The organism is Rhizobium sp. FG113, assembly GCF_057809895.1.
Genome location: NZ_JBMDKV010000005.1, coordinates 129,135 through 148,610, shown reverse-complemented (window position 1 = coordinate 148,610; position 19,476 = coordinate 129,135). Strand labels below are relative to the sequence as shown.

The 19,476-nt window shown below is 63.0% G+C and carries 20 protein-coding genes; 10 read left to right on the top strand and 10 right to left on the bottom strand.

The window, feature by feature from the left end:
- The first annotated feature begins 110 nt into the window (after positions 1 to 110).
- The 5 genes from ACODTZ_RS15530 (at position 111) to ACODTZ_RS15510 (ending at position 3,035) form a co-directional block, all read left to right on the top strand.
- Positions 111 to 1,076 (top strand): LysR substrate-binding domain-containing protein, encoded by a 966-nt coding sequence (locus ACODTZ_RS15530; RefSeq protein WP_111562176.1) that lies wholly within the window; start codon positions 111 to 113, stop codon positions 1,074 to 1,076.
- 124 nt (positions 1,077 to 1,200) lie between these two features.
- Complete coding sequence (locus ACODTZ_RS15525; protein WP_489026699.1) at positions 1,201 to 1,554, top strand: DUF1428 domain-containing protein; 354 nt, start codon at positions 1,201 to 1,203, stop codon at positions 1,552 to 1,554.
- Positions 1,555 to 1,635: 81 nt separating this feature from the next.
- A complete protein-coding gene (locus ACODTZ_RS15520) occupies positions 1,636 to 2,058 on the top strand; it encodes a secondary thiamine-phosphate synthase enzyme YjbQ (RefSeq protein ID WP_489026698.1) in 423 nt (140 codons plus the stop codon).
- 101 nt (positions 2,059 to 2,159) lie between these two features.
- A complete protein-coding gene (locus ACODTZ_RS15515) occupies positions 2,160 to 2,474 on the top strand; it encodes a hypothetical protein (protein ID WP_489026697.1) in 315 nt (104 codons plus the stop codon).
- A gap of 165 nt (positions 2,475 to 2,639) precedes the next feature.
- On the top strand, positions 2,640 to 3,035 hold the full coding sequence (locus ACODTZ_RS15510) for a hypothetical protein (RefSeq protein WP_047506436.1): 396 nt from the start codon (positions 2,640 to 2,642) through the stop codon (positions 3,033 to 3,035).
- Positions 3,036 to 3,142: 107 nt separating this feature from the next.
- Here the strand turns inward: ACODTZ_RS15510 and ACODTZ_RS15505 are convergent, their stop codons facing one another.
- Both ACODTZ_RS15505 and ACODTZ_RS15500 read right to left on the bottom strand, forming a co-directional pair.
- Positions 3,143 to 4,099 (bottom strand): DMT family transporter, encoded by a 957-nt coding sequence (locus tag ACODTZ_RS15505; RefSeq protein WP_489026696.1) that lies wholly within the window; start codon positions 4,097 to 4,099, stop codon positions 3,143 to 3,145.
- 192 nt (positions 4,100 to 4,291) lie between these two features.
- Complete coding sequence (locus ACODTZ_RS15500; protein WP_111562265.1) at positions 4,292 to 4,552, bottom strand: hypothetical protein; 261 nt, start codon at positions 4,550 to 4,552, stop codon at positions 4,292 to 4,294.
- A 386-nt stretch (positions 4,553 to 4,938) separates the two neighbouring features.
- Between ACODTZ_RS15500 and ACODTZ_RS15495 the strand changes: the two genes are divergently transcribed.
- Positions 4,939 to 5,427, top strand: coding sequence for a GAF domain-containing protein (locus ACODTZ_RS15495; protein ID WP_489026695.1), 489 nt, complete (start codon positions 4,939 to 4,941; stop codon positions 5,425 to 5,427).
- Positions 5,428 to 5,500: 73 nt separating this feature from the next.
- Here the strand turns inward: ACODTZ_RS15495 and cydX are convergent, their stop codons facing one another.
- The 7 genes from cydX to hemN form a co-directional block, all read right to left on the bottom strand.
- Complete coding sequence (gene cydX / locus ACODTZ_RS15490; protein ID WP_018897469.1) at positions 5,501 to 5,611, bottom strand: cytochrome bd-I oxidase subunit CydX; 111 nt, start codon at positions 5,609 to 5,611, stop codon at positions 5,501 to 5,503.
- A gap of 12 nt (positions 5,612 to 5,623) precedes the next feature.
- Positions 5,624 to 6,778 carry a cytochrome d ubiquinol oxidase subunit II gene (cydB, locus tag ACODTZ_RS15485; RefSeq protein WP_489026694.1) on the bottom strand — a complete coding sequence of 385 codons (1,155 nt, stop codon included), beginning with the start codon at positions 6,776 to 6,778 and terminating at the stop codon, positions 5,624 to 5,626.
- A 6-nt stretch (positions 6,779 to 6,784) separates the two neighbouring features.
- On the bottom strand, positions 6,785 to 8,365 hold the full coding sequence (locus ACODTZ_RS15480) for a cytochrome ubiquinol oxidase subunit I (protein WP_111562172.1): 1,581 nt from the start codon (positions 8,363 to 8,365) through the stop codon (positions 6,785 to 6,787).
- Between the two features lie 74 nt (positions 8,366 to 8,439).
- Positions 8,440 to 10,131 (bottom strand): thiol reductant ABC exporter subunit CydC, encoded by a 1,692-nt coding sequence (cydC, locus tag ACODTZ_RS15475; RefSeq protein WP_489026693.1) that lies wholly within the window; start codon positions 10,129 to 10,131, stop codon positions 8,440 to 8,442.
- Positions 10,128 to 11,816 (bottom strand): thiol reductant ABC exporter subunit CydD, encoded by a 1,689-nt coding sequence (gene cydD / locus ACODTZ_RS15470; protein ID WP_489026692.1) that lies wholly within the window; start codon positions 11,814 to 11,816, stop codon positions 10,128 to 10,130. Before cydD ends, cydC begins: the two co-directional genes overlap by 4 nt.
- Before the next feature lie 4 nt (positions 11,817 to 11,820).
- On the bottom strand, positions 11,821 to 12,399 hold the full coding sequence (locus ACODTZ_RS15465; RefSeq protein WP_047506429.1) for a GbsR/MarR family transcriptional regulator: 579 nt from the start codon (positions 12,397 to 12,399) through the stop codon (positions 11,821 to 11,823).
- 149 nt (positions 12,400 to 12,548) lie between these two features.
- Complete coding sequence (gene hemN / locus ACODTZ_RS15460; RefSeq protein ID WP_489026691.1) at positions 12,549 to 13,892, bottom strand: oxygen-independent coproporphyrinogen III oxidase; 1,344 nt, start codon at positions 13,890 to 13,892, stop codon at positions 12,549 to 12,551.
- Positions 13,893 to 14,079: 187 nt separating this feature from the next.
- Here hemN and ACODTZ_RS15455 point away from each other — a divergent pair, with 187 nt between their 5' ends.
- From ACODTZ_RS15455 to ACODTZ_RS15445, 3 genes are all read left to right on the top strand, one after another.
- Positions 14,080 to 14,727 carry a Crp/Fnr family transcriptional regulator gene (locus ACODTZ_RS15455; protein WP_081992950.1) on the top strand — a complete coding sequence of 216 codons (648 nt, stop codon included), beginning with the start codon at positions 14,080 to 14,082 and terminating at the stop codon, positions 14,725 to 14,727.
- 92 nt (positions 14,728 to 14,819) lie between these two features.
- The gene (locus ACODTZ_RS15450) at positions 14,820 to 15,983 is read left to right on the top strand and encodes an aminotransferase (RefSeq protein WP_489026690.1); all 1,164 of its coding nucleotides are present in this window, start codon (positions 14,820 to 14,822) and stop codon (positions 15,981 to 15,983) included.
- A 276-nt stretch (positions 15,984 to 16,259) separates the two neighbouring features.
- Positions 16,260 to 16,598 carry a hypothetical protein gene (locus ACODTZ_RS15445; RefSeq protein WP_489026689.1) on the top strand — a complete coding sequence of 113 codons (339 nt, stop codon included), beginning with the start codon at positions 16,260 to 16,262 and terminating at the stop codon, positions 16,596 to 16,598.
- Between the two features lie 18 nt (positions 16,599 to 16,616).
- Here ACODTZ_RS15445 and ACODTZ_RS15440 read toward each other — a convergent pair whose 3' ends face one another.
- Positions 16,617 to 18,338, bottom strand: coding sequence for a sensor domain-containing diguanylate cyclase (locus tag ACODTZ_RS15440; protein WP_489026688.1), 1,722 nt, complete (start codon positions 18,336 to 18,338; stop codon positions 16,617 to 16,619).
- A gap of 203 nt (positions 18,339 to 18,541) precedes the next feature.
- Between ACODTZ_RS15440 and ACODTZ_RS15435 the strand changes: the two genes are divergently transcribed.
- Complete coding sequence (locus ACODTZ_RS15435) at positions 18,542 to 19,450, top strand: DUF1003 domain-containing protein (protein ID WP_112944355.1); 909 nt, start codon at positions 18,542 to 18,544, stop codon at positions 19,448 to 19,450.
- Positions 19,451 to 19,476 lie beyond the last annotated feature (26 nt).

Here is a 19,476-nt window from a genome sequence, read left to right as displayed (position 1 = left end):
CCAAATTTGGAACGAAAGGTTTTCAGGCGGCAGTTGGCATCTTGAGCTAAGCGGCGTAAGCGACTCGCCCAGGGAGGCATTTTAGCATCCCGTTGCAAAAGGAATAACTAATGCCGGCGGCTGACAATATTTTCCCGGACATGAACGATTTTGCTTATTTTGCAGCGGTTGTACGCTACGGTGGCTTCTCCGCCGCGGGGCGCGTGCTTGGCTTGCCGAAGTCAAAACTCAGCCGGCACATCAATGCGCTCGAAGATCGGCTGGGGGTCCGATTGATCGAAAGAACGGTGCACAGGTTCCGTGTAACCGAGATTGGTCAATCACTATATATTTACTGTGAGAACATGCTCCGTGAAGCGGAACGGGCCACGAAAGCTGTTGCCGACGTCAATGGTGAACCGCAGGGCACGATCAGACTCAGCGTTCCCACGGGCCTGCTCGAAGGGTCGCTTGGTGCAATCTTCCCCGAATTCCTGCTGCTTCACCCGAAGATCCAGCTGCAGATTCTCGCGACCGACCAGCGAGTCGACATCATCAATGACCGACTCGATCTCGCAATCCGGGCGCAATTGACCGAAGAAACCGATGCCGAGCTCACGATGCGGGTTCTGAGCAAGGTCGATCTCATCCTTGTTGCCAACAAGGAGATGGCGGCGCAGATGCCAAAGGGGGAGGGCATCGAATCGCTTGATGGCGTGCCGACCGTTTCTTTTACCAGCGGCATGGCCGAGTGGCGCGAGGTCGATGTCTGGGACTTCACCGGCCCCGATGGTGCACTGCACAGGCATGAGCATCGACCGCGCATGAGCTGTCGCAGTGTGCCCGCCGTTCTGGAAGCCATTCATGCGGGTGTGGGCGTCGGGTTGCTTCCCGATATCGTTTGCGCGGAGGGACTGCGGCACGGAACGCTGGTCCGCCTGTTGCCTGACTATCAGATGTCGCAGGCGACCATCTATCTGGTGTTCACGGCATCGCGAGGCCTGCCGACGGCGGTGCGCACGCTTGTCGATTTCCTCGTCGAACGCTTCCGCACCTTCAACGCGGCCATCGAGGGCGATCGAGCGGGCGCGGCATGAGTCGATTATGCTCCTCACGTCCATATCTTGCCCAACGCGTATGACGCCTATTTTGAAAGAGGTGTCGGTTCGGGTGCGTCTCGTTCGTCCTTGAAGCGATGCCAACGTTCAAGGGAGAGAGAGCATGTCCTATGTCGACGGTTTTATCGTTGCCGTGCCGAAGAAGAATATCGAGGCCTACAAGGCGCTCTCGGCCAAGGCCGGCGCGATCTGGAAATCACATGGCGCCAAGGATTATGTCGAATGCGTCGCGGACGACGTGCCTTATGGCGAGCTGACGTCGTTTCCGCGCGCGGTTCAGGCGACCGATGACGAGGTCGTGGTGTTCTCGTGGATCACCTATGATTCTCGCGAGCAGCGCGATGAGATCAATGCGAAGGTCATGGCGGATCCTGAACTGCAGGTCACTGAATGCCTTGATATCTTCGATGCCAAGCGGATGATCTATGGCGGCTTCGTTCCGCTGCTTTGGCTCTGATGTTTCGCCGATTACCGGCATTGACATGACGGCGGGTGCGCGCGACCTCTGGGCGAAGTTTCGTCGTCCGGAGGTGCTGCCATGCCACAGAAGATTCTAAGCCTGCAAACGCGCGGGCAGGGCCTTTATGAATTCACCGATCAGATCTCTGCATTCGTGCGTTCCGCAGATGTCGAATCCGGGCTGCTTACCGTTTTCGTGCGGCACACATCCTGCTCGCTGCTCATTCAGGAGAATGCCGATCCGGATGTACGCACCGACCTCAACGGATTCTTTCGCCGTCTCGTGCCGCCATCGTCCGATCCGTCGATGCGCTGGATCGTCCACACGATGGAGGGGCCGGATGACATGCCTGCCCATATCAAGGCGGCGCTGACGCAGGTTTCGATCGGGATTCCCGTTATGGACGGGCGGCTTGTTCTTGGCACCTGGCAGGGGGTCTATCTGTTCGAACACCGCGAAAGTCCGCACCGGCGCGAGGTCGTGCTGCACCTTGGCAACTGAACCAAATGTGAACGGGCGGTTCGAACATCGTTCATTTTCAGGCGTTTATCGTTTGTCCAATCCCGCAAGGGAGACCATCGATAACAAATGAAAGCATGAACATGACCCGTTTTATCGCCAAAGCTTCGTTCGCCGCCATCCTTGCCATTGCGTCCATTCCCGCGACGTTCTCGGTTGCGTCAGCCGCCAGCCCCGAGCGTGCATCGGTCATCGAGATTCAATATCACCGTCCCGCTCCGCCGCGTGCATGCTCGCCGATCCGGGCTGTCGAGAAGGCGCGTTATGCCGGTCTGCGCAATGCGCGCGTTACCGATATCACGCCGCGTCGCGTCGTCGTTTCCGGCCGTGGCTATCGCGGCCATTGGGACCGCATGTTCTTCGCGAATGTTCGCGGTTGCCCTGAGATTCGCCGCTAATCGGGTCTAGCCAACTGTAGGAACTGCATCGCCTTGGCCGCGCCATTTTCAGCCTGCTTTGTGCGAATCGCATAACAATGCGTTTATCCGGGAGGGCCCTTCCTCTGACCGGCCGAGAGAATCGAAAAAGGAGCGCGGTCGCAACCGCGTGATATGGAGATTTCGATGATGCAGTTTCTGACCAAGGCGGGGATTGCCCTGGTACTGGGCGTCGGCACGCTTGCCGGCGCTACGGTTCCGGCCTCCGCTCAGGTGGACATCTATATAGATGATGGTCGTCCGCCACCGCCTCCGGGCTATGGACGTCCACCACCGCCTCCAGGCTATGGCCGTCCGCCACCGCCGCCGGTTTATGGTCGCCCACCGCCGCCGCCGTATTATGGCGGCCGGCCGCGCGGTTGCGATCCGCGTCTGGCTGAAGACAAGGCGATGGACTACGGTTTCCGCCGTGCCCGCGTGGTCGATATCACGCCGCGCCGGGTGATCGTGCAGGGCTTCACGCGTCGTGGGCCTGACGAGATCACCTTCGGCAACGTTCGCGGTTGCCCGGTTCTGCGCTGACCGGCCGGGTTTCGCCAATTTGAAATGAAACCACCCCTGCCTGCGTGGAGACGCGGACAGGGGTGGTTTTCGTTTTGGGGTGATGTTTCGGCTGTCGCCGATGCCTGTCAGGCCTTCGGCGCGCTCGGACCTTCGCCGGCGGCAGAGGTCGCAAGCGGCGCCTGGCTGTCGGAGGAGACGACGGATGTCGGCAGCGGCGTGCCGCGCTTGCGTTCGCGTGCCAGCGTCAGCAGGCCGGAGCAGATGATCAGCAAGATGCCGCCGGCCATCGGCAGGTCGATTGCGTCGTCGAAGATCAGGTAGCCGAAGGCGATTGCCCAGAGCATCTGGCTGTATTGCGGCGGCGCCACGAGGTTGGCGGGCGCAATGCGCGCTGCGGTCATCAAGAGCACGTTGCCGGCGGCGCCGAGCAGGCCGTAGCTTGCGATGAACAGCCACTGCCGTGGTGTCGGCATGACGAATTGCGAGGCCATCAGGATGCCGCTGAAGATGATGGTGCCGAGCAGGGCAGCACCGTAGAGCGACAGGCGCTTTTCGGCCGGTCCCATTTTTCTCAACACAACGATCGAGATCGCCGCCGTCAGGCCGCCGATTGCCGCTGCGAGATGGCCGACGGAGAGTTCTCGGAAGCCGGGGCGCAGCACCACCAGAACGCCGAGGAAGCCGACGATGACGGCCGCCCAACGCTGCCAGCGGACATCTTCCTTGAGGAAGATGACGGACAAGATCGTCACGAAGGAAGGCAGCAGGAAGAGCAGGCAGAAGGCTTCCGCCATCGGCAGCAGCGTGAAGGTGATGATCGAGGCAATCGCGCCGATCGCGCCGCAGACGAAGCGCAGCAGCCACAATGTGCGGTTCGTGGTGCGCACGACATCCAGCCAGGAATCGTCTTTGGCCTTGATGAAGGGCAGGGCGGCGGTACCGAACAGCGCGCCGATGAAGGCGATCTCGTAGGATGGGATGCTGCCGTGGAGGATCTTGATCGAAGCGTCGCTGAACGCGAATACGGCATAGGCGGCAAACGCGATGAGAACGCCGCGCGCGGGCGAATGGGGAGCAGTCATGGGAGCAGTTTCAATTTGAAGAGAGCTTGGGGCGCCGGGGCATCGTTGCCGACAACAGGCGGTATAGTTGAGAATGCTGCCCTGCACAATTGAGGAGAAGGCCGCGCCCATCTTAATGCGAAGGGTGTGATAGCCGCGCCACGCTGTGCCTGCGTGGCGGCGATCCGCCACCACGTATTGTTGGCTATATCCTCAGTTGGAGCCGCGTCGGAGCGCCGGGCCGTAGTCACGGTAGATGCTGAGGCAATCGGTATAGCTCAGCGATTCGTTGGCGCCGTAGATCACATGCGCGCTTGATGCGTTTGTAGACGCTTCCTCTGATACGAAGAGGATGGCCTCGCCCAGCGACTTGCCGGTGATCGGCGCATCGGTGCCATCGTCGAGCGTTATTCCCTTTATGACTGCGGCAATCTCGCGGTGGCTGAAAACTGCCTGTCTGTCTTCCGGTGTCATTGCCTTTACCTCGAACTGAAACTGAAAATGGATGGTTCTATCGTTGCCGGCCAATAACTGCGCCGACGGTCGCGCGATGCCATCGCCTTGCGGGTTCGATGGCGGGCAGACGTGCGCGAGCACGGCCTTTTCGCGTCTGTATTCATCGACCGAGTGTCGCCGGCGGCCGCCAGCGTCGGATATCCGATCGACATATTATGGACATATGGCCCGATCGCCGCCGGACAAGATCGCTTTCTTCAATCCCCTGTGAATTTAAAAGGAGCCGGCGTGAATTCGCGCGGTGATTGCCGGGCAAGGCTACACTGCTGCGATTTGGCAAGCGCTATCGGGATCGCTATATCAGGCCTCAACGCATGCAAGCATCGGCTGGAAGGTGAACGGACATGTTTCAAACGGCGAAGATCGATCAGGCCGACAAGAAGGAATTCTATCGCGAGCTCGCGCAGCAGCTGACCGGGCTGCTTCATGGCGAGCGCGATGTGATCGCCAACGCGGCCAACACCTCGGCGCTGATGTTCGAGATGATGCCGGAGCTCAACTGGGCTGGCTTCTACTTCCTGAAGTCTAGGGACGAGTTGGTGCTCGGGCCGTTCCAGGGGCGCACCGCCTGCGTGCGGATCGCGGTCGGGCGCGGGGTCTGCGGGACGGCGGTCGAGAAGGGCCAGTCGATCCTCGTCGAGGACGTCCATGCCTTTCCCGGCCATATCGCCTGCGACGCTGCCTCGCGTTCGGAGCTGGTCGTGCCGTTCAGCCACAATGGCGAGATCCTCGGCGTCATCGATCTCGACAGCCCTGTCACGTCACGCTTCGATACGGATGATCAGGCGGGGATCGAGGCTTTGGCTAAGATCTTCGTCTCGGCCAGCTACTGACGTCTATTTGACTGCTTGAACGAGAAGAGGCTGCGCCCGGATTGAGCGCAGCCTCGTCTGTTTGTCCTGTCACTCAGGACTTCTTCTTCTTGGCCTCATCGTCGATCAGCTCGTACCACATGGCGTTGAGGACGGCGAAGGCGGCCGCGAGCGGCAGGCCAAGGATCCATGCGAAATACCACATCCTATTTCTCCTTCAGTATGCGTGACCGCTTTTGTCAGTGACCTGCTTCTCATCGACCTTGCCCCAGAGCACTTTGTAGACCCAGGCGGTGTAGGCCAGGATGATCGGCAGGAAGATCAGCGTGACGACGAGCATGATGAACAGCGTCAGGTGGCTCGACGATGCATCCCAGACCGTCAGGCTCGACTTCGGATCGAGCGAGGAGGGCAGGATGAAGGGGAACATCGAGACGCCCACGGTCGAGATGATGCCGAAGATCGACAGCTTGCTGAAGAGCAGCGTGCCGACCTCCAGCCTGGCGCGCATTGCGATCAGGGTGGCGAGGGCACCGGCGAAGCCGGCGACCGGGGCGATCATCATCCAGGGGTAGGTGCCGTAATTGGCGAGCCAAGAGCCCTCATGCGCCGCCGTCTTCAGAAGCGGGTTCGAGGGGCCGTCGGTGACGATGGCGCTCGAGATCGTGTAGCCGTTGACACCAAGCGCCAGGAAGATGCCGCCGAGCGCGAAGAGTGCGATAACGAGGATGGCTGCGATGCTGCCATAGCCACGCGCGCGCGCCGCCACGGGACCGCTCGACTTCAGCACCAGCCAGGCGGCGCCGTGCATGCTGAGCATCGCGACGGAGAGCAGACCACAGAGTAGGGCATAGGGGTTGAGCAGGCCGATGAAGGTGCCTTCATAGAAGATGCGCATGTCGGCAGGATCGAAGCGGAAGGGCACGCCCTGCAGCACGTTGCCGACGGCAACGCCGAAGATCAGCGACGGAACGAAGCCGCCGATGAAGAGCGCGAGGTCCCAATTGCCGCGCCAGCGGGCGCTCTCACGCTTCGAGCGGTATTTGAAGGCGACAGGTCGCAGGATGAGCGCCAGCAGGATGGCGAACATCGCGAGATAGAAGCCGGAGAACGAGACCGCGTAAAGCGGCGGCCATGCGGCGAAGACGGCGCCACCGCCGAGGATCAGCCAGACCTGGTTTCCTTCCCAGACAGGGCCGATGGTGTTGATGGCGACGCGCCGCTCCGTATCCGTCCTGGCGACGAAGGGGAGCAGCATGCCGACGCCGAGGTCGAAGCCATCGGTGACGGCGAAGCCGATGAGGAGGACGCCGAGAAGCAGCCACCAGATGAGGCGCAAGGTTTCATAGTCGATGAGTTCGTGCAGGATCATGATCAATCACTCCGCGGCAGGAACGAGGGTTTCGGAAATCAGCTCGGCTTCCGGCTCGTTGTCCGGTTCCGGGCCCTTCTTGATGGCCTTCACCATCAGCGTCATCTCGATGATGATCAGCACCGTGTAGAGCGCCGCGAAGCCGAGAATGGTCAAAAGCACGGTGCTGGCGCCGAGGCTCGAGACCGCGGCGGCCGTCGGCAGCACGCCTTCGATGATCCAGGGCTGGCGTCCGACCTCGGCAACCACCCAGCCGAACTCGATGGCGATGAAGGGCAGCGGGATCGCCAGGACCGCGACGCGCAGCAGCCAGGGATGGGCGTCGAGACGGCGGCGGGCCGAGAGCCAGAAGAAGGTCGCCGTCAGCACGATGAAGAATACGCCGAGCCCGACCATGATGCGGAACGACCAGAAGAGGGTCGGCACATGCGGGATGGTGTCTCGGGCGGCCTGGTCGATCTGCTGATCGGTGGCGGTGCGGGGATCATCGACGTAGCGCTTCAAGAGAAGGGCATAGCCGAGCTGATGGCCGAGATCCTCGAATGCGCTCTTGGTTTCCGCCGTGATCTTGTCCGGCGAGCCGGCGGCGCGGATCTGCATCAGCGCGTCATAGGCCTTGATGCCTTCGCGGATGCGGGTCTTTGCGTGTTCCTCGAGCTCGTTGATCCCGGGAATGACCGTATCCAGCGAGCGGGTGCCGATCAGGCCCATGACCCAGGGGATATGGACGGCGAAGTGGGTCTCGCGTGCCTGCTGATCCGGGAAGCCGATGGCGGTGAAGGGGGCCGGTGCCGGCTCCGTTTCCCACATGGCTTCGATGGCGGCGAGCTTCATCTTCTGGTTTTCGGTGGCCAGATAGCCGCTTTCGTCACCCAGCACGACAACCGAGAGCGCGGAAGCCAGGCCGAAGGAGGCGGCGACTGTCATCGATCGCTTGGCGATCTCGATGTGCCGGCCCTTGAGCAGGTACCAGGCCGAGACGCCGAGCACGAAGATGGAGGCACAGACGTAGCCGGCCGAGACCGTGTGTACGAACTTCGCCTGGGCGACCGGATTGAAGACCACGTCGAAGAAGCTCGTCACTTCCATGCGCATGGTCTGCGGGTTGAGCGCCGATCCCACCGGGTTCTGCATCCAGCCATTGGCGACGAGAATCCAGAGCGCGGAGAAGTTCGAGCCGAGCGCCACGCACCATGTCGCCACGAGGTGACCGACCTTGGAGAGCTTGTCCCAGCCGAAGAAGAACAGGCCGACGAAGGTGGCTTCGAGGAAGAAGGCCATCAGCCCTTCGATCGCCAGGGGCGCCCCGAAGATGTCGCCGACATAGTAGCTGTAGTAGCTCCAGTTCATGCCGAACTGGAATTCCATGACGATGCCGGTGGCGACGCCGATGGCGAAGTTGATGCCGAAGAGCACGCCCCAGAACTTCGTCATCTGCCGCCAGATCTGGCGACCGGTCATGACGTAGACGGTCTCCATGATGGCGAGCAGCACGGCGAGGCCGAGCGTCAGCGGTACGAACAGGAAGTGATAGAGCGCTGTCAGCGCGAATTGAAAACGCGATAAGTCGACAATGTCTAGTTCCATAGTCTTTCTCCCACGCCCCATGGGGGTACGAAGATTTTCCGCCGGGCCGGATTGCCTGGCGGTCATGCACGCGCTCAGTCCGGTCTCAGCCGATTCAGAGCTTCTTCGAACGCCGTCTCTCCGCGGCGCGAAATGCTGCCGATGCGACCGCCATCGAGCGTGGCGATCACATCTGATATCTCCGCCTCACGGCGGATATGGGTGGCGATAACGAGCGAACGGCCGTTCGCCCTCTCGGACAGGCGGGCCATGACATCGAGTGCCGTGGCACGGTCGAGGCCCTCGGTCGGCTCGTCGAGCAGCCAGAGCGGCGTGTCGCGCAGGAAGAGGCGGGCGAGCGCCAGCCGGCGCGACTGGCCGCCCGAGAGGCCCATGCCGCCTTCGCCGAGACGGGTGTCGAGGCCATCGGGTAGGGCGGCGATATCAGCGAGCAGGCCGGCGGCGGCGAGCGCGGACTTGAGATCGCTTTCGGTCGCGTTGGGACAGGCCAGACGCAAATTGCCGGCGACCGTGTCCTGGAAGAGCTCGGTGCGTTGGGTCAGAAGGGTGGCCGTGTCGTTGGCGACCGTGCCCTCGAGTGGTTCGATCTCGCCGGCCAGCAGGGCCAGCAGTGTCGACTTGCCGGCGCCGCTGGTGCCGATGACCGCAAGCTTTTCGCCCGTTTTCAGCGCGAGGTTGATGTCGACGAGAACAGGCGCTGCGGCTGCGTCATAGGCGGCGCTAACACCGGCGAGTTGGACCGCTAGGTCGGTGGCGGGGGCCGGGTGTCGGCAAGCTGATGTCTCGCCTGCCAGCCGAGGGCCGATGCGCTTTGCCGCCAGCAGTGTGCGTCCGAGTTCCAGCGCACCGCGACGCAGCGTGCCGAAGGGTTCGACTGAGGCGAAGGCGATCAGGATGCCGAGGGCGGCAACCGGCGCGGTGATGGTGCCGGCGCCGGCCAGCGCCGCGACGGTGAGCAGCGCGCCGGTGAGAAGGAGTGTCGAGGCGATGCCGAAGCCGAAGGTCACGGTGCTCTCGATGCGGTTCAGCTTGTTGTCGGCATCTTCGGTATAGCGGTCGGCGGCTGTTATGGCTGCCGTCTGCGCCTCGATCCTGCCTGCCATCAAGAGGTCCGACTGGCCGGCGACGAGGTCGACTGTGCGGGCGCGCAGTGCCTCGATGCCATAGGCGCGGCGCCGTGCATGGGCGGCGGCGAGGCGGCCGGCGCAAAGGGGGATGCCGAGGCCGGCGACGATGAGTATGAGTGCCGCCGAGAAGCCGAACAGGGGATGCATCAGGCCAAGCGCGATGCCTGCGGCGATGGCGGCGAGGATTGCGACGCCTGCGGGTACCAGCACGCGGAGATAGAGAGAATCGAGCGCATCGATATCGCCGGTGAGGCGAAAGAGCAGGCGGGCCGGGCGTCTTGCGTGATCACGGGCAGCACCGGCGTGCGCCCAGCCGCGGAACAGGCGTTCGCGCAGGGCGGCGAGCACGCTCAGCGTTGCGTCATGCGTCGTCAGCCGCTCGCCATAGCGCGAGGCGGTGCGGCCGATCGCCAGCAGCCTGATGCCGGCCGAGGGGGCGAAGACATCGAAGGTGATGGCGGTTGCCACTGAGGTGCCGGCGATCGCCGTTGCCGTTATGAACCAGCCGGAGAGGCCGAGCAGGGCGATGCCGGCGCCTGCCGTCGCGGCCGACAAGACGGCGCCCAGCAGTAGGCCGCGCTTCTTCTCCCTGGCGAAGAGCTTGAGTATGGGCTTCAGATTGGTCAGCGACGCTCTCATTCGGCGGCCTCCCGTGCGGGTTCCGGATTGAGATGGATCGTCCTGCCCATGCGGGCGGCGAGACGCGGGTCATGGGTGGCGACGAGCAAGGTCTTGCCCTTGGCCAGTGCAAGCAGGCTCCCGGTGATGTCGTCGGCGGTTGCGCTGTCGAGGTGGGCGGTCGGTTCGTCGGCGAGGACGATCAGCGTCTCGGGGGCCACGGCGGCGCGGGCGATGGCGAGCCGCAGCGCCTCACCACCCGAGAGGCCGGCTCCGCCATCGCCGAGCGGACGGTTGCGGTAGGCGCTTGCGAGCCTTCCGAGTTGGGCAGCGTCGAGTGAGGCGGCGGCCTGTTGCGCGGAGACCTGCGGGCGGCCGAGCGAGACATTGCGGGTGATGCTGCCGGCGAAGATATGCGGCTTCTGGCCGATCCAGGCGATCCGTGCCCGTGACGATTGACCGGCCGGTTGCCCGCCGATCTCGACGTGGCCGCTTTCACAGGGTGCAAGGCCGGCGGCGAGTGCCAGCAGGGTCGACTTGCCCGAGCCGCTTGGGCCCAGCAGGGCGACATGTTCGCCGGCGCGGATATGGAGATCGAAGTCCTCGATGGCTGAAGTATCGCTGCCGGGATAGCGGAAGGTGGCGGTGTGGAAGCGGATATCCGCGCCAAGGGGGCCTTGAGCGGCCTCTCCCTGCGGCAGCAGCATGCCGTCTTCGCTGAGCGCATCGAGTGCCTTCATCGCCGCTTCGCCCGAGGCGCGGTCGTGCCAGACGGCCGAGAGTTCGCGCAGCGGCTCGAAGAAGGCGGGTGCGAGCAGCAGCACGAAGAGGCCCGATGTGAGGTTCAGTCCGCCAGTCCAGGCGCCGAAGCGGATCTCGCCGAGCAGCGAGAAGCCGACATAGACGGCGACCATGGCGACTCCGAGCGCGGCGAAGAGCTCGAGAACAGCCGACGACAGGAAGGCGATGCGGAGCACGGCCATGGTGCGGGCCTTCAGGTCCTCGGCATCGGCGCGAAGGCGCGTTGCCGTGGCATCGACTGCATCAAGCGCGCGGATGGTGGCAAGGCCGCGCAGGCGGTCGAGCAGGAAGCCGTTGAGGCCGCCGGTCGCGGCCAGCTGCTTTTCACTGGCGGCCTGCGCGCGCCAGCCGATCAGCGCCATGAAGACAGGGATGAGGGGCATGGCGAAGAGCAGCACGAGGGCGGCGATCCATGAGATCGGGAAGACACAGGCGAGGATCACCAGCGGCACTGCGCTGGCCTTGAAGCGGGCAGGCTGGAAGCGCGCGAGATAGGGGACGATGAGTTCTGCCTGTTCGCCGACTATGCTGGCGGCCTCGCCAGATGTGTGGCGGGTGCTGTCGACCGGCGATCGGCGCGCCAGGGCCTCGACGGCGCGGGCGCGCCGCAGGGTGAGTTCGGCACGGGCGGCGCGGAAGGCGAGGCGGCCGCCAACCGCGTCGAGACAGCTTTTTAAGACGCCGAGCAAGGCGATGACGATCGCCGGCCAGATGACGGCCTCGATCCCGCCGCCATTTGCGATGCGGCCGATAGCGACGGAGAGAAGACCGGCTTGCGGAATCCAGAGGAGGGCGGCGAGCGTCTGGACCAGCGCTGCGCTGCGCAGACCAGAGGGCTGGCGGGCGCGCTTGCGCCGTCCGTCGCGGGCCTTATCTTGCTTGGCATCGAGAAAGGCACTGGTCATGGCGCTAACTCTTGTTCGCAGGATTGGGACGGCGGCCACGGCCGAGCGAGATGACCCGGTCCTTGGCCTCAAGCAGCTTCGTCACTTTCGCGCCTAGCGAGAGTAGCGTTGCAAGTCTTTCGGTTTCAAGTTGTTTCACATCGTCATACCAATGTGTCAGCTGTTCAATCAGCGCATGCATTTCGCTCATGCGTTCCTGGGCATGGCGCTCGGCCTCGCTCGCCGGCCGCTGCATCAGGATTTCGCGCAGCACCGAGAGCGTCGGATCGACCTCGCGCTTCTTACGTTCCTCGGCGAGCGTGCGCAGGATCAGCCAGACATCGTCGGGCGTGGTGAAGAAGTCGCGGCGGTCGTCCGGCCGGTGCCTGAGCAGCACCAGGTTCCAGGTCTGCAGCTCGCGCAGGCTCATCGAGACGTTCGAGCGCGAAATGCCCAGCGCGTCGGCGATCTCCTCGGCGCAGAGCGGCTGCGGGGAGACGTAGAGCAGCGCGTAGATCTGGCTCACCGTCCTGTTGATGCCCCAGCGCGAGCCCATCTCACCGAAGTGCAGGACGAAGGATTGGACGAGCGGCGCAAGGTTCATCATCTGGTTTCCGTTATGACTGTGATTTCAGAAATTTCTGAAATCACTATAACTGGCAGTGCGTGGCTAACAATCGGCAAGTCGGGGCTGCGGCAATTGGCGCCGGATTTGACGATAGTCAGCTTTTCGCCCGAGTTTATTGATTCAGATCAAATGGCCGAGGAATGTTTGGCCTTGCCCTCAGCGAGGTAGCGATCGAACTTGGCGGCGATGGTGCGCACGAAGGGGCGGCCTTCATCGGTAACCACGAACCTGTCGCCGTCGAAGGAGACAAAGCCATCCTCGTTGAAGCTCGCATGCAGGGCGTCGTTGCAGGCATCGTCGGCGGCCTTGCCGAAGCGGGCGCGCAGCTCTGTGACCGAGAAGGCATACTGGCACATCAGCTCTTCGATCGCCTGGGCGCTCGCGCGGTCGGCATCAGAGAGCGCGAAACCCCGGGCAACGGGAAGGCGGCCTTCCGAGATCGCCCGGCAATATTGTCCCGTCGCGACGATGTTCTGGACATAACCCTGCGGCAGCTTGCCGATCGAGGAGGCGCCAAGGCCGATCAGCGTATCGGCGCCATCGGTCGTGTAGCCCTGGAAGTTGCGCTTGAGCGCGCCGTCGCGCAGTTTGCGGGCCATGCTGTCGTCGGGCTTCGCGAAGTGGTCGATGCCGACGGCGTCATAGCCTGCGGCAAGGATGGCGCCGGCGCCGGCCGCAGCCATTGCGAAGCGGTCGGCAGGGCCGGCAAGTGTCGCGGTATCGATCACCGACTGGTGCTTCTTGACCCAGGGCACGTGCGCGTAGCCGAACATGGCGATGCGATCGGGCTGCATCGACAGCGACAGGTCGATCGTTCGCAGCAGCATGTCGCGATCCTGATGCGGCAGGCCGTAGACGATGTCGAGATTGATGGAGCCGATGCCGAGCGCGCGCAAGGTCCGCACTACCATCGCCGTCTGCTCGAAGCTCTGCGGCCGGTTGATCGCCGTCTGGACGATCGGCTCGAAATCCTGCACGCCGACGCTTGCCCGCGTCATGCCGAAATCTCGCCATGCCCTCAGCTTTTCGGCATCGACATGCGTCGGGTCGATCTCGACGCTGATCTCGCAATCGGGACCGATGTCGAAATTGGCATCGAACGTGGTGCGCAGGCGCATGAGGTCGGCGGGGCTTACAATCGTCGGCGAACCGCCGCCGAAATGGATGGCTGCGACCTTTCGCCGTAGCGGGAGATATGTCGCAACGAGCGCGATCTCGCTATTCAAGGCTTCCAGGTAGGTCGCGATGGGGTCGTAGCGGCGCACCTGCTTGGTATGGCAACCGCAGTAGAAACAGAGCCGGTCGCAGAACGGAATATGCACGTATAGCGATAGTGCGCCTTGTGGATTTGCTTCGAGCCACTGCCGGTAATCCATCTCGCCGACGCCCTCGTGGAAGTGCGGCGCGGTCGGATAGCTGGTGTAGCGGGGGACGGGGGCGGAATAGCGGGCGATGAGATCGGCGTTCATGAGCGTGTCCTTTCAAGGACCGAAATAATGGGGGTTTTCGATGACTGCCTTGATCTCGATCAAGAAAACGCTGTTCTCCGAAGATGAGCTTGGCTATGCTTCAGGCGGAGCCGGGTGTATGCGAAAAGATATACATAATTCTAATATTCCAGTACGTTGCGTCAGTTGCGAGGTCCGCCACAAGGGGATGTGCGGGGCGCTGACGTCTGACGAATTGCTGTTGCTGTCGGCCCATACGCGGCTGGTCACGCATGATGCCGGCGAGGAACTGGCCGGCGAAAAGATGCCCGTCGAATCCTACGCCACCGTCATCAGCGGCGTGGTGAAACTGACGAAGACGCTCGAAGATGGGCGCCAGCAGATCGTCGGCCTGCAGTTCGCTCCCGATTTCCTCGGCCGGTTGCATGCCAATGAAAACGGCGTCTCGGCGGAGGCGGCGTCGGACGTGCATCTCTGCCGGGTTCCGAAGGCCGCCATGGAGCGCCTGGTCAAGAGCACGCCGGCACTCGCTGAAAGGTTGATGGACCAGACGATGCGCGAGCTCGACGAAGCGCGCGACTGGATGGTGACGCTGGGGCGCAAGACGGCGGCGGAGAAGGTCGCGAGCTTCCTGTTTCTGATCGCGACGCATCTCGATCCCGAAGCGAAGGGCGATAGCCGTCGCTTCGACCTGCCGCTGTCGCGCGCCGATATCGCCGATTTTCTCGGGCTGACGATCGAGACCGTGTCGCGGCAAATGTCGAAGCTGAAGGCCGATGGGGTCATCTCCATCGTTGCTAACAGGCATATCGAAGTGCCCAAGCTCTCCAAGCTCAAGGCCTGCTGCGGCGCCTGACGGCGTTCACCGCGCGCGCTTCGAATGCGTGTTGCCGAGGCGCGGTGTTTTGTGCAGGAGTGATGGTTTCCATCATTGATTTGAGAGCCTCCATGCCCGCCGCGAAAGCCAATCTCCTCGTCTCCCGCCTGTCTCCGCCGCCCATCCCATCGGTGCTTGCCTGGGCACGCGAGTACAAGGGCGCCAAGGGGCCGCTGGTCGATCTCTCGCAGGCGGTTCCGGGCTATCCCGCGCATCCCGAGATGCTGCGGCTGCTGGGCGAGGCGGCATCATCGCCCGCGACCACCGGCTACGGACCGATCGAGGGCGAGAGCGTGCTGCGCGAGGCCTATGCCCGGCAAATGTCCGACGTTTACGGCGCGCCGGTCGCTGCGCATAACGTCCAGATCACCGCCGGCTGCAACCAGGCCTTCATGGCGGCGGCCATCGCGCTTGCCCGGACCGGAGACAGCGTGGCGCTGACCAATCCCTTCTACTTCAACCAGGAAACGACGCTGTCGATGCTTGGCATTAACAGGGTGCTGGTCGAATGCGACGCTCATAACGGCTTCCTGCCCGATATCGCCTCGGCCGAGCAGGCGCTCGCCTCGGGCGCTAAGGTGCTGGCGATCGTGACGCCGAACAATCCGACGGGCGCGATCTATCCGCCGGAGCTGTTGCGCGCGCTGTTCGATCTCTGCCGCAGCCATGGGGCGTGGCTGATCGTCGACGAGACCTACCGCGACTTCTTGCCGGAGGGCTACGGCGCGCCGCATCCGCTGCTTGCCATCCCCGGCTGGGAGGAGACGCTGATCCTGCTCTACAGCTTCTCCAAATCCTTCTGCATTCCCGGCCACCGGCTAGGCGCGATCACCGCCGGGGAGCGTGTCATCGACGAGATCGTCAAGGTGATGGACAACATGCAGATCTGCGCGCCGAGGGCTGCGCAGGTGGCGGTTGCCGAGGCGATGCCGATTTTGGCCGACTGGCGGGCCGCGAACCGGCTGGAGATCACCCGGCGGGCCGATGCGCTGCGGGCGGTGATGGCTGAGTTGCCTGGCTGGGAGATCGGCGCGCTTGGCGCGTACTTCGCGTTTATCCGGCATCCGTTCGCGGATTTGAGTTCGTCTGCGGTTGCCGAGAGGCTGGCCAAGGAGACTGGCGTGGTTTGTCTGCCGGGGAGCTATTTCGGGGTGGGGCAGGAGCGGTATTTGCGGTTGGCGTTTGCCAATGCGGATGCGGTGTCGATCGGGCGGTTGGTGGAGCGGTTGCGCTGACGTTGCTGTGGACGGGGCGCGCCGGAGATTGGGCGTGGTGGGATACCCCCCTCTGTCCTGCCGGACATCTCCCCCACAAGGGGGGAGATCGACTTGTGGCTTGCTTTATCACCAAACAGTGAGGCGGAGCGAGTGGATGCGCCCAGCCAATCTCCCCCCTTGTGGGGGAGATGCCCGGCAGGGCAGAGGGGGGTATCCCATGGCAGAACCTCTCTTTAGGCACCTCACAGCGGTATGCTATGTTCCAGCACACGACGCGTCATCACAGAGGTCCCCATGCCCCGATTTCTTGCCGTCTACACCATGAAACACGAGGACTTCGACGCTTTCAGGCGTCTTCCGAAAGCCGAGCAAGACGCCATCGATGCAAAGGGCGTGCCGCTATGGATGGCCTGGGAGGAGCGGAATGCTGCGGTTATTCTCGATCGCGGCGGCATGGTGGGGAAGACGACGCGGGTCAACAAGGCGGGCATCGCGGCGGCCTCCAATGCGCTCTGCGGCTATCTGGTCGTCGAGGCAGAGAATGCCGAGGCCGCGGCACGGCTTTTCCTCGATCATCCCCATATCACCGTCTTTCCCGGAGACGGCGTGGATATCATGCCGTTCGTGACCTGACACAAAGGGCGCGTCGATCTAGGCGATCATCGCCCGATCATCCGGAAAGTCTCGCAGCGCTGGCGTGTTGTTGATCGCGCCGCGGGTTCGATTGCGGCCCGCGCTCTTGGCTTCGTAGAGCAGCTTGTCGGCCCGTTCATAGAGCGTTGCGAAATTCTCGTCGCCGACGATGCCAGTCACGCCCATGCTTGCTGTCACCGGGCGTTTGAGGCCGGGCACCGTGCGGGCGACGATGGCGGGAATGGCTTGGCGGCGGAGTTCGGCCTGGGTGTCGGCGTCTTCGCCGCGCAGGAGAAGCACGAATTCCTCGCCGCCGAGGCGGTAGGCGCGAACGATCGGGCCGGGCTGGAGCGCCTTGGCGACGGCCTTCAGCACCTCGTCGCCGACGCTGTGGCCGTTGATGTCGTTGATCGCCTTGAAATGATCGATGTCGATAACGGCAAGGGCCACGAAGCCTTTGGCTCGGAGCTGCTCGAATTGTTGTTCGATCGCACGCCGGTTCAGCAATCCGGTCAGCGGGTCGGTTTCGGACAGGCGTTCGAGCAATTCGGCGTCGTTGCGCGCACCGTCGCGCTCGCGCTTCATGGTGACGAAGCGCTCGGCCACGCCAAGGGTCGTGAACACGACCTCGCACATGCAGCCGATATAGAAGAGCAGCGTGGCATCGGTGCTGTGTAGCCAGGGAACGACACCCGTCACCAGACGGATCAGGCCGACCACGACCATCGGCGCATAACCGACCGCCTGGAACCGCGCGGCGCGGCTTCCGCGACGCAGGGCATCGATCATCGACAGAATGAAGATGGCAAGCACCGGCGCGAAGGCCGCCGTATAGGCGCTCGACTGAATGGGGCGGGCGACGAAGGGGAAGGCGGCGTGAAGGACGCTCAGCGCTATCGCCCATGCCGCGCAATAGGGGAGCACGCGGCGCAGCAGCGGATGCATCAGGCCGGGCTCGACGAAGCTATAGGTGAACATCGCTCCCGATGCGATGGTCATGCCGAAGATCACCGTCGTCATCCAGCTCAAGGTCATCGCCGGCGGATCGAACAGCATGACTGCCAGGCCGGATGTCACGAGAATGGTCATCAGCAGCGAGAATGTCAGCGCCGAGTGCCAGAGAACGAAGGGTTCTCGCAGCGCCCGGTAGAAGGCGGCATTGAAGATCAGCGGCATGACGAGCATGCCTGCAAGCCCGGCCAGAACAAGCATCAAGCGCATGTCGCCGATGCCGCTAGCGGCGTCCGTTGGCGCCAGATAGGCGCGCTCCAGCGTCATCCGGTGGCTTGGGAGGTCGATTGCGGCGATCACCTGCCGCGTTTCGCTGGTCACATCCGGCAGGGGCGCCTTGAAGTAGCCGCCGGCCATGGAGCTTTGTAGGGCCGCGGCGGGAATGGTGTCCTGGCGCACCGTGCCATCCAGGTCGATGGCAAGCAGATGCACCGCCTGAAGTGCCGCGCGCCTGGAGAGCAGATAGTGGGGAAGGGGCGCGCTCGCGTTGATATCGAAGCGTAGCAGCACTCGTTCGGCATCGATGGAGCGAGCTTGGTCGCCGCAGGACCATCGATCCTCGTTCCTGGCGATCGCGACCACGTCTTCCGACAGGCTGGCGGATGCCCAGCAGGAACTGTGTGTCTCGAAAGAATCCGCCGGCCCAGCCGATGCGGCGCTGAATTGCAGCAGCATCACCAGGAACAGAAGGGCCGCCGGAAGGCTATTTCGAAATCCACTCGAAGTCATGGCTTTAGCCTAGGGCGGAAAGCTTTTGATGCCGTTAATCGGGGCCATCGACTTGGCGGAGCGGTCGATCACGTTATCGGGAGGGCGTGCAGTCGGTCATTAACACCGCTCCAACAAATGGCCTCGCCCGGATCGCCAAGCAATGTCACAATCCTGTTCGATTTGATGTTTAGAGCGCAGGAATCGGCACAGAGGATCGTCGGATGGCAGAAGAGAAGTCGCTTGAGTTCGCGGGTGGGATCGTGGATTTCGATGCCGGGCACGGCGAGGCCGCCACCGTCGAGATGAAGGACTACAGCGACAGTCTGGAGCGCGCCAAGGCGAAGTCCGTGCGGCTCGTCGATGCGATCACCGGCGCCGCATTGAAGAAGAAGGACGCCATCCACTTCGACGACCTGCGGCCTGCGCTGGCCGAGTTCATGCGGCAGAAGCATCCGGGGCTGCACTCGGACGATTATATCAATCGCAAGGTGGTCGACGATTATCGCGGCCAGTATATCGCGGAATTGTTGCGCGACGAACGCGGCGAGCTTTCCAACCTCGAGGACGAGGTCGTCGAAAGCCTTCGCAGCCACGATACGCTGGCCGAAAACATCGAAGAGGACTACGAAGAGCATCGCTCGATCGGCGACCGCGTGGCAGATGTCGTCGCCACTTTCGGCGGCAGTTGGACCTTCATCATCTCCTTCTGTCTTTTCCTGGCCGTCTGGATGGGCATCAACCTCCTGATGGGCGAGCGGCAGGCCTTCGATGCCTATCCCTTCATCCTGCTCAACCTCATCCTCTCGACCATCGCCGCACTGCAGGCGCCGATCATCATGATGAGCCAGCGCCGCCAGGAATCGAAGGATCGCCTGCGTGCGCTGAACGACTACAAGGTCAACCTCAAGGCCGAACTGGAAATCCGCCATCTGCACGAAAAGGTGGATCATCTTCTGAACCGGCAGTGGGAGCGGCTGACGGAGATTCAGCAGATCCAGATCGAGATGATGCTGGAGCAAGCCAAGGCCGCCAACCGCGCGTTGAAGCTCAGCAAGGCGCAGAAGACCAAGACCAGTGCCTTGAAAAACCTCTTCAGCGCCGCGCCGAAGACGGACGAGACGGACGGCTAAATCGCAGTGCTGCCGGCATCATCCTC